Source organism: Plantibacter sp. Leaf314, from assembly GCF_001423185.1.
Classification (GTDB): Bacteria; Actinomycetota; Actinomycetes; order Actinomycetales; family Microbacteriaceae; genus Plantibacter.
Genome location: NZ_LMOB01000001.1, coordinates 531,963 through 546,248, shown reverse-complemented (window position 1 = coordinate 546,248; position 14,286 = coordinate 531,963). Strand labels below are relative to the sequence as shown.

The window sequence follows — 14,286 nt, the reverse complement described above, 5'->3', positions numbered from 1 at the left end:
GAAAGTTGTACAGAGACGTATGACCGCTCCATCAGCCACCACCTACGACGTCGTCACCATGGGACGCGTCGGCGTTGACATCTACCCGTTGCAGGACGGCATCGGGCTCGAGGACGTCGATACCTTCGGCAAGTACCTCGGAGGAAGCGCCGCCAACGTCGCCGTCGCGGCCGCACAGCACGGGCACCCGACGGCCCTCATCAGCCGGACGGGCAACGACCCGTTCGGTCGATACGTCCACCGCGAGCTCGGACGCCTCGGCGTCGCAGACGAGTTCGTCGGCTGGGAGGCCGAGCTGCAGACGCCGGTCACCTTCTGCGAGATCTTCCCGCCGGACGACTTCCCGCTGTACTTCTACCGCAAGCCGAAGGCACCCGATCTGACGATCACGTCGAAGTCGCTCGATCTCGACGCGATCTACCGCGCCAAGGTGTTCTGGGCGACGGTGACGGGACTCAGTGAGGAGCCAAGCCGCTCGGCGCACTTCACCGCCTGGGAAGCCCGAGCCCGTCGGCCCCTGACGATCCTCGACCTCGACTACCGCCCGATGTTCTGGAACTCGGCGGCGCAGGCCTCAGCCCAGGTCGGGCGAGCGCTCGAACACGTCACGGTCGCGGTGGGCAATCGTGAGGAGTGCGAAGTGGCCGTCGGCGAGACCGATCCGCACCGCGCTGCAGACGCCTTACTGGAACGCGGCGTTGAACTCGCCATCGTCAAACAGGGCCCGAAGGGCGTCCTCGCGAAGACGCGCGACGAGATCGTCGAGGTTCCGCCGTACTTCGTGGACGTGGTGAACGGACTGGGCGCGGGGGACAGCTTCGGTGGCGCCCTCTGTCATGGCCTCATCGAAGGCTGGGGTCTCGAGAAGATCCTGCGGTTCGCGAACATCGCCGGGGCGATCGTCGCCTCGCGGCGTGAGTGTTCGACCGCCATGCCGAACTCCGCTGAGGTCCTCGAGATCCTCGACAGCATCAGCACCGTCGGTGCTGCAGAACTCGGAGGTGCCCGATGACCATCGTGAACAACACCAGGACATCACGCTTCCTCCGTGAAACCGAGTTCGAGCGCCTGCGCGAGGTCCGCGCATCCGACCCGGCAGCGATCGCTCGAGCCCACACCGACCGCCGCCGCCGCGAGCTCATCCGCGGTGACGGCCGACTCTTCATCGTCGCCGCCGACCACCCGGCTCGCGGAGCCCTCGGGGTGCGCGACGAGACGATGGCGATGGCCGACCGGTACGAGCTCCTCGACCGCCTCGCGCTCGCGCTCTCGCGTCCTGGCGTCGACGGCGTGCTCGGCACCCCCGACATCATCGACGACCTCGCCCTCCTCGGTCTGCTCGACGACAAGGTCGTGGTCGGATCGATGAACCGGGGCGGGTTGCGCGGCGCCGCATTCGAAATGGACGACCGCTTCACCGGCTACGACATTCCCGGCATCGTCCGCGACGGTCTCGACTTCGCCAAGACCCTCCTCAGGGTGAACCTCGGCGATGTCGGATCGGTCGCGACGATCGAGGCGAACGCACGCGCCGTCGACCAGGCCGCCGCGGCTCGGGTGCCGATCATGCTCGAGCCGTTCATGAGCGAGTGGCGCGAGGGTCGGATCGTGAACGACCTCTCGCCGGAGGCCGTCATCACCTCGATCGCCATCGCCGCCGGCCTCGGTTCGAGTTCCGCGTACACCTGGATGAAACTCCCGGTGGTTGAGGAGATGGAGCGCGTCATGGCGGCGACCACCATGCCGACACTCCTCCTCGGCGGCGATCCGAACGGCCACCAGGACGACGTGTACTCGTCCTGGGAGCGTGCCCTCGAGCTGCCCGGCGTCCGCGGCCTGGTCGTCGGACGTACCCTCATCTACCCCGCCGACGGCGACGTCACCGCCGCCGTCGACACCGCCGCCGGTCTCGTCCACGGCGACCTCCCGTCCTGACATACCGCTCCGCTCCGAGCGTCGATCCTCCACAGATTGGAACCACCCGCATCATGAGCACTGACTCCCTCCCCGTCGTCCCGCATTGGATCGACGGCGCTGAGGCCCCCTCCACCTCCGGTCGCACCGCCCCCGTCTACGACCCCGCGCTCGGTGTCGCGACGAAGCACGTCGCTCTCGCGAACCAGGACGAGATCGCAGCAGCTGTCGCATCGGCTGCGAAGGCGTTCCCGGCTTGGCGTGACTTGTCGCTGGCGAAGCGTCAGCAGATCGTCTTCAAGTTCCGTGAGCTGCTGGAGGCGAAGAAGGGTGAGCTGGCGGAGATCATCACCGCCGAGCACGGCAAGGTCGTCTCCGACGCGCTGGGCGAGATCACCCGCGGGCAGGAGGTCGTGGAGTTCGCGACCGGTCTCGCCCACCACCTGAAGGGTGAGTTCTCCGAGCAGGTCTCCACCGGCGTCGACGTGTACTCCACGAAGCAGCCGCTCGGGGTCGTCGGCATCATCTCGCCGTTCAACTTCCCGGCGATGGTGCCGATGTGGTTCTTCCCCATCGCGATCGCGGCCGGCAACACGGTCGTGCTGAAGCCGAGCGAGAAGGACCCGTCCGCGGCGATCTGGCTCGCGAAGCTCTGGAAGCAAGCCGGGCTCCCCGATGGCGTGTTCACGGTGCTGAACGGCGACAAGGAAGCGGTCGACGGACTCCTCACCCACCCCGAGGTCCGCGCGATCTCCTTCGTCGGCTCCACCCCGATCGCGAAGTACGTGTACGAGACCGGCACTGCGCACGGCAAACGGGTCCAGGCCCTCGGCGGGGCGAAGAATCACATGCTCGTCCTGCCGGACGCGGACCTCGACCTCGTCGCCGACTCCGCCATCAACGCCGGCTTCGGCTCCGCGGGCGAGCGGTGCATGGCCATCTCGGTGGTCGTGGCTGTGGANGGACGCGGACCTCGACCTCGTCGCCGACTCCGCCATCAACGCCGGCTTCGGCTCCGCGGGCGAGCGGTGCATGGCCATCTCGGTGGTCGTGGCTGTGGAGCCGGTCGCGGACGAGCTCATCGGGAAGATCGCCGAGCGCGCAGCGACGCTGCGGATCGGTGACGGCCGTCGGAACTGCGACATGGGACCGCTGGTGACGAAGGTGCACCGCGACAAGGTCGCTTCCTACCTCGACATCGCCGAGGCCGACGGTGCGACGATCGTCGTCGACGGCCGCAACACCCCCATCGACGGCGACCCGAACGGGTTCTGGCTCGGCCCCACTCTCATCGACCACGTCCCCACGACCTCCAAGGTCTACACGGAGGAGATCTTCGGACCCGTCCTCGCCGTCGTGCGCGTGCAGTCCTATGAGGAGGGCGTCGCGCTCATCAACGGTGGTGCGTTCGGGAACGGGACCGCGATCTTCACCAACGACGGTGGCGCCGCACGCCGGTTCCAGAACGAGATCCAGGTCGGCATGATCGGCATCAACGTGCCCATCCCCGTGCCGGTCGCCACGTTCTCCTTCGGCGGCTGGAAGGACTCGCTGTTCGGCGACACCAAGGCCCACGGCGCCGAGGGTGTGCGGTTCTTCACCCAGCAGAAGGCCATCACCGCCCGCTGGCTCGACCCCTCCCACGGCGGCATCAACCTCGGCTTCCCCCAGAACTGAGGCACCCCGGCCCGCCCGCCCTTCGACAAGCTCAGGGACCGACACCCCGGAGCCTGTCGAAGGCAAGGGCCGAGCGGCAAGATCGAACCACACACGACGGAGTGAACACCATGCAGTGGATGTACGAGCAGGGCGACCTCTCCCGCGACGGCTGGGAGAGCGTCGTCGACGGGGCGACCGAGGGTTGGCAGCACACCGGCCTCCGTGTCGCCGAACTCTCGGGTGACGACGAGCTCGGGCTCCCGGCCGGTGCGGTGGAGCGCATCGTCGTGCCGCTCGCCGGCTCGTTCTCCGTGCAGTGGTCGGACGGCGAGGGGAATTCCGACACCGCGGTGCTCGGCGGTCGAGCGTCCGTCTTCGACGGCCCCACCGATGTCCTGTACCTCGGCGTCGGGACGGCCGGGACGCTGCGCGGTTCCGGCCGGGTCGCCGTCGCCGAGGCACCCGCGAGCACCGCGCTCCCGACCCGCCACGTGCGCGCCGACGAGGTACCCGTCGAGTTGCGTGGTGCCGGGCGGTCCAGCCGACAGGTGCACAACTTCGGCACGCCGGACGCGCTCGACGCTGCGAAGCTCATCGTCTGCGAGGTCGTCACCCCCGCGGAGAACTGGTCGTCGTACCCCGCGCACAAGCACGACGAGTCGGTGCCCGGCGAGGAGTCGCGACTCGAGGAGATCTATTACTTCGAGTCCGCCGTGTCGAAGGGGCTGACGGCACCGGCGTCCGCCGACCCGTTCGGTATGTTCGCCACCTACTCCTCGCCCGCCGGGGAGATCGACATCACCGCGATCGTCCGCACGGGTGACATCGCGCTCGTGCCGTTCGGCTACCACGGGCCGGCGGTCGCGGCTCCGGGATACGACCTCTACTACCTGAACGTGATGGCGGGTCCCGACGACGAACGGGTCTGGCACATCAGCGACGACCCCGCACACGCGTGGATCCGCCAGAGCTGGGCCGGCCAGGACGTCGACCAGCGCCTGCCGTACACGGCCGATGCGGCACCGCACCACTCGAACGACAGCACCGACGACGAAGGACAGCAGTGATGGCGACGAACCCCAGGACGAAGCGGATGACGGTGAGCCAGGCGCTCGTCGAATTCCTCGGTCACCAGTGGACCGTGGACGGCGACCACCGGGAGCGGACCATCCCCGGCATGTTCGGCATCTTCGGGCACGGCAACGTCGCAGGTCTCGGGCAGGCGCTCAAACAGGCGAACGCGCTCGAGCCCGACCTCATGCCCTACTTCCAGGCGCGCAACGAGCAGGCGATGGTGCACCAATCCGTCGGCTACGCCCGCATGCACCGACGCCTCGGCACCTTCGCGAGTGCGGCCTCGGTCGGCCCGGGTGCCGCGAACATGCTCACCGGTGCCGCCCTCGCCACCACCAACCGGCTCCCGGCGCTCCTGCTGCCCAGCGACACCTTCGCGACACGCGTCGCCGACCCGGTCCTCCAGCAACTCGAACTGCCGCACGACATCGGCATCACCGTCAACGACGCGTTCCGTCCGCTGTCCCGCTTCTTCGACCGGGTGCAGCGGCCCGAGCAGCTGTTCTCGATCGCCCTCGCCGCCATGCGCGTCCTCACCGACCCGGCCGAGACCGGCGCGGTCACGATCGCTCTGCCGGAGGACGTGCAGGCGGAGACCGTCGAGGTGCCGATCGAGTTCCTCCAGGACCGCGAGTGGCACCTCCGCCGTCCACTGCCGGAACGTGCGGCACTGGCTCGCGCCGTCACGGCCATCCGCGGGGCGAAGCGTCCCATCATCGTCGCCGGCGGGGGAGTGATCTACTCGAACGCGGAGGAGGCACTGCGGCTGCTCGTCGAGGCGACCGGCATCCCCGTCGGCACCTCCCAGGCCGGTGGCGGTTCGCTCGTGTGGGACCACCCCCAGAACGTCGGCGCGATCGGCGCCACCGGGACCACGGCGGCCAACCGTCTCGCGGCGGAAGCCGACGTCGTGATCGGCGTCGGGACGCGCTACAGCGACTTCACCACGGCGAGCCGCACGGCGTTCCAGGCCGAGGGCGTGACCTTCGTCAACGTCAACGTCGCGAGCTTCGACGCGTACAAGCACGGCACGCAGATCGCCGTCGTCGCGGACGCCCGCGAGACGCTCGAAGCGTTGCAGACCGAGCTCACCGGGTTCTGCGTCGACGCCGACCATGCCGAGACCGTCCGCCGCGAGAAAGCGGCATGGGATGCGGTCGTCGACGAGGCCTTCGTGCCTTCCGGACTCGCGCTCCCCGGCCAGGCCGAGATCATCGGTGCCGTGCAGTCGAGCACCGACCCTGAGGACGTGATCGTGCAGGCGGCCGGCTCGCTCCCCGGCGACCTCCACAAGCTGTGGCGCGTGCGGGACGCCCTCGGCTACCACGTCGAGTACGCCTTCTCCTGCATGGGGTACGAGATCGCCGGCGGGCTCGGGGTGAAGCGCGGTGCCGAGGCGAGCGGATCCGACCGCGACGTGGTCGTGATGGTGGGCGACGGGTCCTACCTCATGCTGCACACGGAGCTCGTGACCGCGGTCGCCGAGGGCATCAAGCTCATCGTCGTCCTCATCCAGAACCACGGGTACGCCTCGATCGGACATCTGTCGGAGACGGTCGGATCCGAGCGCTTCGGCACCTGGTACCGCAGCCTCGATCCCGAGGCCCGCAACTTCCAGGGCGAGCAGATCCTGCCCGTCGACCTCGCCGCCAACGCGCGCAGCTACGGCGTCGACGTGATCGAGGTCGAGCCCGGCGCCTCGTCGATCGAGGACCTCAGGGCGGCCATGGCGACCGCGAAGGCCTCCGACCGGACGACGCTCATTCACATCAACAGCGACCCGCTGCTGTACGCGCCCGACGGCGAAGGCTGGTGGGACGTCCCCGTCCCCGCGGTCTCCGAGCTGCCGAGCACGCAGCGTGCGTACGAGGAGTACGCCGAGATCAAGGCCACCCAGAAGCCGCTGCTCGGCTGAGTGACCGACCAGAACCCCACGAACGAGTACCGAAGGAACCCGATGTCAGCATCCACCACCACCCCGTCGATCCGTATCGGCACCGCTCCCGACTCCTGGGGTGTCTGGTTCCCCGACGACCCGAAGCAGGTCCCGTGGGAGCGGTTCCTCGACGAGGTCGTCGCTTCCGGATACGAGTGGATCGAGCTCGGCCCGTACGGGTACCTCCCCACCGACCCGAACCAACTCGCCGACGAACTCGGCTCCCGTGGGCTCAAGCTCTCGGCGGGGACCGTCTTCACCGGCTTCCACAAGGGCGACGACCAGTGGAAGCGCGCCTGGGACCAGGCGCTCGACATCGCCGGGCTCGTCTCGAAGCTCGGGGCCGAGCACCTCGTGGTGATCCCGGACCTGTGGCGCAGTGACGCGACGAGCGAGGTCCTCGAGGCGCGCACCCTCGACGACGGGCAGTGGGCGAAGCTCGCCGCGGGTCACGACCGCCTCGGCAAGGCCCTCCTCGAGGAGTTCGGAATCAAGCAGCAGTTCCACTCCCACGCCGACAGCCACGTCGGGACGACGAGAGAGGTCGAGCGCTTCCTCGCGGAGACCGACGAGCGGTACACGAACCTCTGCCTCGACACGGGCCACTTCTCCTACTACGGCGGCGACAACCTCAAGCTCATCGACGACCACCCGTCGCGGATCGGCTACCTGCACCTGAAGCAGGTCGACACGAGCCTGCTGTTCGACGTCCTGAAGAACGACGTGCCGTTCGCCGAGGCCGTCACCCAGGACATCATGGTGGAGCCGCCGTTCGGCGTCCCGGAGCTCGGCCCCATCATCGAGCGCGTCGCGGCACTCGACCCGCAGATCTTCGGCATCGTCGAGCAGGACATGTACGGCTGCTCGATCGATCGCCCGTTCCCCATCGCCAAGCGCACGCGCGAGCACATCTTCGGCGAGACCGCCGCGGCCCGCGTCAGCTGACCCACCCCGACCAGCCAGAACCCACGGAAGGCACCGACGCCATGAGCACCACCACCCAGACCACTGACCGTCCCACGGGGACCGACGCACGGACCGGCGACCTCCGGGTGGGCATCGTCGGTGCCGGCCTGATGGGAGCCGACCACGTCAAACGGATCACCGAACGCGTGAGCGGTGCGGTCGTCGCGGCGATCATCGAACCGGACGCAGGCCGCGCCGCAGCCGCGGCCGCCAACGCCCCCGGGGCCCAGGCGTTCACGCGGATCGAGGACGCGATCGCGGCCGGCGCTGTGGACGCCGTCCTCATCGCGACCCCCGGGCAGTTCCACGAGCCGGTGCTCCTGCCGGCACTCGCCGCCGGACTCCCGATCCTCTGCGAGAAGCCGCTGACGCCCGACTCCACGTCGTCGTGGCGGGTGCTCGAGGCCGAGCAGCAGCTCGACCGACCGCACATCCAGGTCGGGTTCATGCGCCGGTTCGACGCCGAGTACCAGCAGCTGCGCGCCCTCGTCGAGTCGGGCGAGGCCGGCGAGCTCCTCATGCTCCGCGGTGTCCACCGCAACGCGGTCGTCCCCGACACATACACGCAGACGATGCTCATCACCGACTCCGTCGTGCACGAGTTCGACGTGCTGCCGTGGGTGGCCGGCTCGACCGTCGCGAGCGTCGAGGTGAAGTACCCGCGCCGCAACCGGCTGAGCCCCGACCACCTGCGCGAGCCGATCCTCGTCATCATCGAGCTCGCGAACGGTGTCCTCGTCGACGTCGAGATGAACGTGAGCGTCCAGTTCGGCTACCAGGTCGCGACCGAGGCCGTCTTCGCCGAGAGCATCGCACGCATCGGCCAGCCGTCGGGGCTGCAGCAGTGGAAGGACGGCCGCTTCAGCGTCGCCGACCACACGAGCTTCGTGACCCGGTTCGCCGCGGCCTACGACGAGCAGGTGCAGCGCTGGGTGGACGCCGTCCGTCTCGGCACGCTCGTCGACGGCCCGAACGCCTGGGACGGCTACAAGGTGGCACTCGCCTGCGAGGCCGGCGTCACCGCCCTCAACACCGACGGCCCGGTGCCCGTCGTCGTTCCCGAGCGCCCCGCGTTCTACGCTTGATCCGCGTCCGGTCGGGGTCCCTCGCGACGCCGGCCGGACGCACTGACGAAGGAGTTCCCCGATGGTCCGCATCGCCCTCGACCCGACCCCGTACCACCACGACCACGGGCTGCTCGACTTCCCCGACATCGCCGCACGGCTCGGGTACGACCACCTGCAGCTGACGCCGCACGCCGACTTCGGGCCGTTCTACCGCTACCCCAAGGCCGACGACGCCCTCGTCGCCGCCCTGCGCAAGCGCGTCGCCGACGCCGGGATCACGATCCCGGCACTCCTGCCGGTGCAGCGCATCTCATCACCCGAGGAGCCACAGCGGGAGGCTGCCGTCCGGAACTTCTCGCGCATCATCCGGCTGGCGGTCGAGCTCGGTGTCGACACCCTCAACACCGAGTTCAGCGGCCGGCCGGAGCGCAGCGAGGACTCGGAGGCGGCGTTCTACCGTTCGATGGAGACCCTGTTGCCGCTCGCCGAGCGGGAGGGTGTCCGGATCAACTTCGACCCGCACCCCGACGACTTCGTCGAGGACGGGCTCGAGGCCTGGCGGATCATCCGCGGCTTGAATTCGTCATCCGTCGGCTTCGTCTACGTCGCCTCGCACACCTTCCACTCCGGCGACCGCGCTGCCAGCCTGCTGCCTGAGCTCGGCGACCGACTCGGTGCGGTGTACGCGGCGGACACCTTCGACCACCACCGGTCGCATGGCCTTCGATACATCAGCAACCCGCCGGGCAACGCGGCACGTGTGCACCAGCACCTCGCGATCGGCGACGGTGACGTCGACTGGACGGGACTCTTCGCGACGCTCGGTCGCACAGGCTTCCTCGATCGCGAGGACGCCATCCTCGTGTCGAACGTCTTCGCGGAGGACGAGCGCGCCGACGAGATCTCGCGGTTCCAGCTCGAGCGCCTCCGCGCCCTCATCGACACCGGCCGCGCGGCCGCCTCGAATGAGGGAGCGGGAGCCGACGCGTGAGACTCGGCCTCGTCGGATACGGTTTCGGCGGGCGCACGTTCCACGCCCCGTTCGTCGCCGCACTCGGCGAGGGCGTCCTCGCCGGTGTGGTGACCCGTTCGCCGGCGAGACGCGCGGAGTTGGCATCGGATCATCCTGGTGTCCCAGCCTTCGACACCCTGGCCGAATTGCTGGCATCCGGCGTCGACGTCGTCACGATTTCGACGCCGCCGTCAGGACGCATCGATCTCGCGAAACAGGTGATCGACGCGGCCATACCCGTGATCGTCGACAAACCGATGGCCGTCAGCCTCGCCGAGGCCCGCGAGCTCGTCTCCTACGCCGCCGAGCGGGGCGTGCCGCTCAGCGTGTTCCAGAACCGGCGTTGGGACTCGGAGTCCAGGACGCTGCGGGCGATCGTCCGTTCCGGAGCGGTCGGTGACCTCCGGACGGTCGAGAACGTGCTCGACCGCTGGGAGCCCGAGGCGACTGCCGACGGGTCAGGGGGCGGCCAGCTCCTCGACCTCGGGAGTCATATCGTGGACCAGGTGCGCGAAGCCCTCGGGCCGGCGGACCGGGTGTTCGCGACGATCGACCGCCGACCCGCTGACGCCTACGAGTACGCCTTCGATCTGGTGATCGAGCACCGGAACGGTGTCCGGTCGATCGTCGCATCCGACGTCCTCCAGCCGGACGGCCGGCCGCGCCTCCGGGTCACCGGAAGCTCCGGGACCATCACCCTGGACGGACTCGACATCCAGACCGAGCAGGTGCTCGCCGGCCTGCGACCGGGCGACCAGGGGTGGGGTGTCGAGCCGCACGAGCGGTGGGGCAGGCTGACGACGGTCGATGGCGAGCGTCGGCCCTACCCGCGGGCCGACGGCCGGTGGCAGGACTTCTACACCGGTGTCCGCGACGCCGTCGACTCCGGGTCGGGCGGGTTCCCTGTCGCCGTCGAGGGCTCGCTCGCGACGTTCGCGATCCTCGAGGCAGCGCGGCACAGCGACCGCCTCGGAGCGTGGGTCGACCTCTCATCCGTCTGACGCCTCCGGCACACGGAGCCGGGGGATGAAGCCCCCACGACCGAACGGCCCGCCCTCTCGATGAGGGCGGGCCGTTCGGCGGTACAGCGGCTGCCGATCAGAACGTCTTGTACTGCTCCTTGAAGTGGTCCTCGAGGGACTCCAGGCTCTTGCCCTTCGTCTCCGGGACGCTCGTCGCGACGAAGAGGATGGCGAGGAGACCGACCGCTGCGAAGAGCAGGAACGTTCCGAAACCGAGCGACTCGACGAGCGAGGGGAACGCCAACGAGATGATCGCGTTCGTGGACCAGAGCACCAGGACGGTGATGCCGATCATGACGCCGCGCATCTTCAGTGGGAAGATCTCGGCGATCATGAGCCAGGCGAGAGGGCCTATGGTGCCCTGCATGATCCCGATGAAGAGCAGGATCGCGATGAGGAGCAACCACGGGCGGACGGGGTTGTCCTCGGGGAGCCCCAGGCCGATGGCGCCGACGAGCAGGTGCATCGTCGTGGTCCCGATGAAGCCGAACAGCATCAGCGAGCGACGGTTGAAGCGGTTGATGATGGAGAGCGCCACGAGCATCGCCGTGACGGACATCACACCGTTCAGGACGTTGAAGCTCAGCGCCGCGTTCCGGGTGAAGCCGGCCGCCTCGAGCACCTGGGTGCCGTAGTACATCATCGAGTTGATGCCGGTGAGCTGCTGGTAGGCGGCGATGCCGATGCCGATGAAGAGGAGGCGTCGGATCCACGGGGTCCGCACGATGTCCATGAAGGTGCCGGACTGCTCGTCCTTCTCGATCACGGAAAGCTGCCGGACCTCTTCCATCTCGGCGACGGCCCGCTCCTCGGATCGCACCTGCCGGAGCACCTCGAGGGCCTCGTCGTCGCGACCGCGAGCGAGGAGCCAGCGCGGACTCTCGGGCATCCGGAGCATGCCGAAGAACAGGACGAACGCCGGAATCACGGCGATGGCGAGCATGTAGCGCCAGACGTGGTCGTTGGAGCCCCAGACATTGCCGATGATGGCGTTGATGGCGAAGGCGAGGAACTGCCCGCCGACGATCATCAGTTCATTGCGGGAGACGAGGCTTCCGCGCTTCTCGAACGGGGCGACCTCGGCGAGGTAGACCGGGACGGTGACCGAGGCGCCACCCACGGCGAGACCGAGGATGAAGCGGAAGACGAGGAGGATCTCGTAGCTCGGAGCGATGACGCAGCCGCCGGCGCCGATGAAGAACAGGACGGCGATGATGAGGATGTTGCGCTTGCGGCCCAGGCGGTCGGAGAGACGACCGCCGAAGAAGGCGCCGACCGCTGCGCCGATCAGCAGGGTGAAGGTGATGAGCCCTTCTTGGAAGGAGTTGAGGCCGAAGTACTCCATCATGAATGACAAAGCGCCGTTGAGGACGCCGGTGTCGTAGCCGAAGAGGAGCCCGCCGAAGGTCGCGATGACGGCGACGAGGCCGAGGCGCTTGTTGTATGGGCCGTTGCCGAGGGGCGGCAGGGCCACCTTCACAGCATTGGTGATCGTTCCACCATGAGACACGTTGTTCGCTCCTTTGCGTGTTCCCGCCTCCAGCCCCGATGGGCCGGTTGTCGACGCTGAACCGGGTGAGAATGTGTCCTTATGTTAGGACATTCTGCCAACAAGCGCTAGTGCCGACATGAGCGTCTTCACGAAGCGAGCCCTGCCGCCACGCAACGGTGGGGCAGGGCTCGCAGGAGGTGGCATTGATTCAGAACGCGCCAGTGCGGAACCGCTCGACGCCGACCGCGCCCTCGACGACAGCAGCAGTGAGTTCTTCGACACTCGTGTCCTCGCGGCGGACATCGAGGATCTTCCGCCCGTGGTTCATGACGATGTGCCGGTCACACACCTGGTAGGCGTGGTGCAGGTTGTGGGTGACCAGCACCGAGCTCACGCCCTCCGACTTCAACTGTCGGAGATAGTTGAGCAGCGCCTCGGTCGCCCGCACGGCGAGCGCGGACGTCGGTTCGTCCAGAATGAGCAGGCTTCGCTTGAAGTGCACCGCTCGGGCGATGGCGACCGCCTGTGCTTGGCCGCCTGACAGCGAGGCAACGAGCTGCTTCGAGGACTTGATGCCCTCGATCGTCACGACGGTGTCCAGGATCTCCGAGGTGATCGCGTCCATCTGCTTCATCTTCATGAGACCGAGACGGTTGGTGATCTCCCGACCCATGAACAGGTTTCGTGTGATGGACATCTGTGGCACGAGCGCCGAGTCCTGGAAGATCGTCTCGACGCCGAGCTGTTCCGTCAGCGCCCGGTTGACGGTGTCGTGATGCTGACCTTCCCAGGTGTACGAACCCGACGACATCTGGACGACGCCCGACATGATCTTCACGAGCGTCGACTTGCCGGCGCCATTGTCGCCGAGGAGGCCGACGACCTCGCTGTGGCCGATGTCGAAGGAGACGTCGTTCAGGACGGTGTTGGCTCCGTATCGCTTGGTGACTCCCTCGACCCTGAGCAGAGGCGTCGCGGTGTCGATGGTGGCGTCGATGATCACGAGGCCTTTCCTTCCATGAGCTTGTTGAAGATGGCGGCGATCACGATGATGAGGCCGACGAAGAGTTGGATGTAGAAGCCGGGCGCCTTCGCGAGGATGAGTCCGTTCTCGATGATGCGGATGAGGGCGGCGCCGATGATCATGCCGACGATGCTGCCTCGACCGCCGAGGAGCGAGGTCCCACCGACGACGGCGGCGGCGATGGCCATGAGCGTGTAGTCATCGGTGCTCCCCGGCTGCATCGACGAGGTGCGGACCGCGATAAGGATCGAGGCGAACCCGACGAGTCCGCCGAAGATGCCGAACGCCATGAGCCGGACGACGGCCGGGTTGATGGAGATCGCCTTCGCCGCGGCCGCGTTGCCGCCGACGGCGTAGACGTGGTTGCCGCGCTTGTGCCGGTGGAGGAAGAGCCAGCCGATCACGCCGATGACGAGCAACCAGACCAGCTGTGACCGGAACAGGCCGAAGTCGCCGGCGAAGAGCGTGACGAGCGTGTCGTCCTTCGCGCTCGACAGGATTGCGGGCGATGTGCCGTTCACGAAGAGGCTTGCACCGGTCCAGAAGAACCCCATACCGAGTGTGGCGATGAAGGACGGGATCTTGGTGACGACGACGATGAGGCCGTTGATGAGCGCGATGCCGGTGCCGCAGGCGATGGCTGCGAGTGCACCCCAGCCCCAGCCGACGGCCTCGGAGACGCGGATGAAGATGATCGCGGAGAAGCCGATGTTCGCGCCGAGCGACAGGTCGAACTCGCCCGCGATCATGAGGATCCCGGCGCCGATGCCGAGGATGGCGAGCACGGGGATGGACTGGGAGATGACGCCGGAGAGGTTGCTCGGCGACAGGAACGGGAACGCGTCCGGTGCGACCACGCCGGCGATGATGAAGCCGAGCAGGACGATCGCGAAGATGATGCCGATCTCGAGTGCGCCGCGTCCGCGGGTGTAGGTGATCGTGTCCCGCAGTCGGTCGACGAATCCGTGCGGTTGGTTGTCGGACAGCTTGCGCGGCTGGGAGATGCTCTCCGTGGAGAGCGGGGCGGTCAGGATGGGCGCGGGTTCGCGCGTGGGTGGTTGAGACATGGGGGTCCTTCGGTGCGCGACGGATCGCGGTCGGTTCGGAGAGGGGATGCCGT

Annotated in this window: 12 protein-coding genes and 1 pseudogene; 10 read left to right on the top strand and 3 right to left on the bottom strand. The window is 68.0% G+C overall.

What is annotated here, in order from left to right; translation table 11 throughout:
- Window positions 1-19 precede the first annotated feature (19 nt).
- The 10 genes and pseudogenes from iolC to ASF68_RS02480 all read left to right on the top strand — a co-directional run bounded on the left by iolC (window position 20) and on the right by ASF68_RS02480 (window position 10,629).
- On the top strand, window positions 20-1,012 hold the full coding sequence (iolC, locus tag ASF68_RS02520; RefSeq protein ID WP_056006381.1) for a 5-dehydro-2-deoxygluconokinase: 993 nt from the start codon (window positions 20-22) through the stop codon (window positions 1,010-1,012).
- On the top strand, window positions 1,009-1,935 hold the full coding sequence (locus ASF68_RS02515; RefSeq protein WP_056006378.1) for a class I fructose-bisphosphate aldolase: 927 nt from the start codon (window positions 1,009-1,011) through the stop codon (window positions 1,933-1,935). The genes iolC and ASF68_RS02515 overlap by 4 nt, the downstream gene beginning before the upstream one ends.
- Before the next feature lie 53 nt (window positions 1,936-1,988).
- Window positions 1,989-2,875: pseudogene (locus tag ASF68_RS19140) on the top strand (aldehyde dehydrogenase family protein); the annotation flags it as partial.
- A gap of 1 nt (window position 2,876) precedes the next feature.
- Window positions 2,877-3,591 (top strand): aldehyde dehydrogenase family protein (locus tag ASF68_RS19135; RefSeq protein ID WP_235526741.1); only part of this gene is annotated, 715 nt, incomplete at its 5' end.
- A gap of 110 nt (window positions 3,592-3,701) precedes the next feature.
- Window positions 3,702-4,640, top strand: a complete 939-nt coding sequence (iolB, locus tag ASF68_RS02505) for a 5-deoxy-glucuronate isomerase (RefSeq protein WP_056011260.1) — start codon at window positions 3,702-3,704, stop codon at window positions 4,638-4,640.
- Window positions 4,640-6,562, top strand: a complete 1,923-nt coding sequence (iolD, locus tag ASF68_RS02500; RefSeq protein ID WP_056006375.1) for a 3D-(3,5/4)-trihydroxycyclohexane-1,2-dione acylhydrolase (decyclizing) — start codon at window positions 4,640-4,642, stop codon at window positions 6,560-6,562. Before iolB ends, iolD begins: the two co-directional genes overlap by 1 nt.
- A gap of 42 nt (window positions 6,563-6,604) precedes the next feature.
- The gene (locus ASF68_RS02495) at window positions 6,605-7,528 is read left to right on the top strand and encodes a sugar phosphate isomerase/epimerase (RefSeq protein ID WP_056011258.1); all 924 of its coding nucleotides are present in this window, start codon (window positions 6,605-6,607) and stop codon (window positions 7,526-7,528) included.
- 41 nt (window positions 7,529-7,569) lie between these two features.
- Complete coding sequence (locus ASF68_RS02490) at window positions 7,570-8,634, top strand: Gfo/Idh/MocA family protein (RefSeq protein ID WP_056006372.1); 1,065 nt, start codon at window positions 7,570-7,572, stop codon at window positions 8,632-8,634.
- Window positions 8,635-8,695: 61 nt separating this feature from the next.
- Complete coding sequence (locus tag ASF68_RS02485; RefSeq protein ID WP_056006369.1) at window positions 8,696-9,607, top strand: sugar phosphate isomerase/epimerase; 912 nt, start codon at window positions 8,696-8,698, stop codon at window positions 9,605-9,607.
- Complete coding sequence (locus tag ASF68_RS02480; RefSeq protein ID WP_056006366.1) at window positions 9,604-10,629, top strand: Gfo/Idh/MocA family protein; 1,026 nt, start codon at window positions 9,604-9,606, stop codon at window positions 10,627-10,629. The genes ASF68_RS02485 and ASF68_RS02480 overlap by 4 nt, the downstream gene beginning before the upstream one ends.
- 97 nt (window positions 10,630-10,726) lie before the next feature.
- Here the strand turns inward: ASF68_RS02480 and ASF68_RS02475 are convergent, their stop codons facing one another.
- From ASF68_RS02475 to ASF68_RS02465, 3 genes are all read right to left on the bottom strand, one after another.
- The gene (locus ASF68_RS02475) at window positions 10,727-12,160 is read right to left on the bottom strand and encodes a sugar porter family MFS transporter (RefSeq protein ID WP_056006363.1); all 1,434 of its coding nucleotides are present in this window, start codon (window positions 12,158-12,160) and stop codon (window positions 10,727-10,729) included.
- Between the two features lie 190 nt (window positions 12,161-12,350).
- On the bottom strand, window positions 12,351-13,145 hold the full coding sequence (locus ASF68_RS02470) for an ATP-binding cassette domain-containing protein (RefSeq protein WP_157580162.1): 795 nt from the start codon (window positions 13,143-13,145) through the stop codon (window positions 12,351-12,353).
- Window positions 13,142-14,233 (bottom strand): ABC transporter permease, encoded by a 1,092-nt coding sequence (locus ASF68_RS02465; protein WP_056006360.1) that lies wholly within the window; start codon window positions 14,231-14,233, stop codon window positions 13,142-13,144. The genes ASF68_RS02470 and ASF68_RS02465 overlap by 4 nt, the downstream gene beginning before the upstream one ends.
- Window positions 14,234-14,286: the final 53 nt, after the last annotated feature.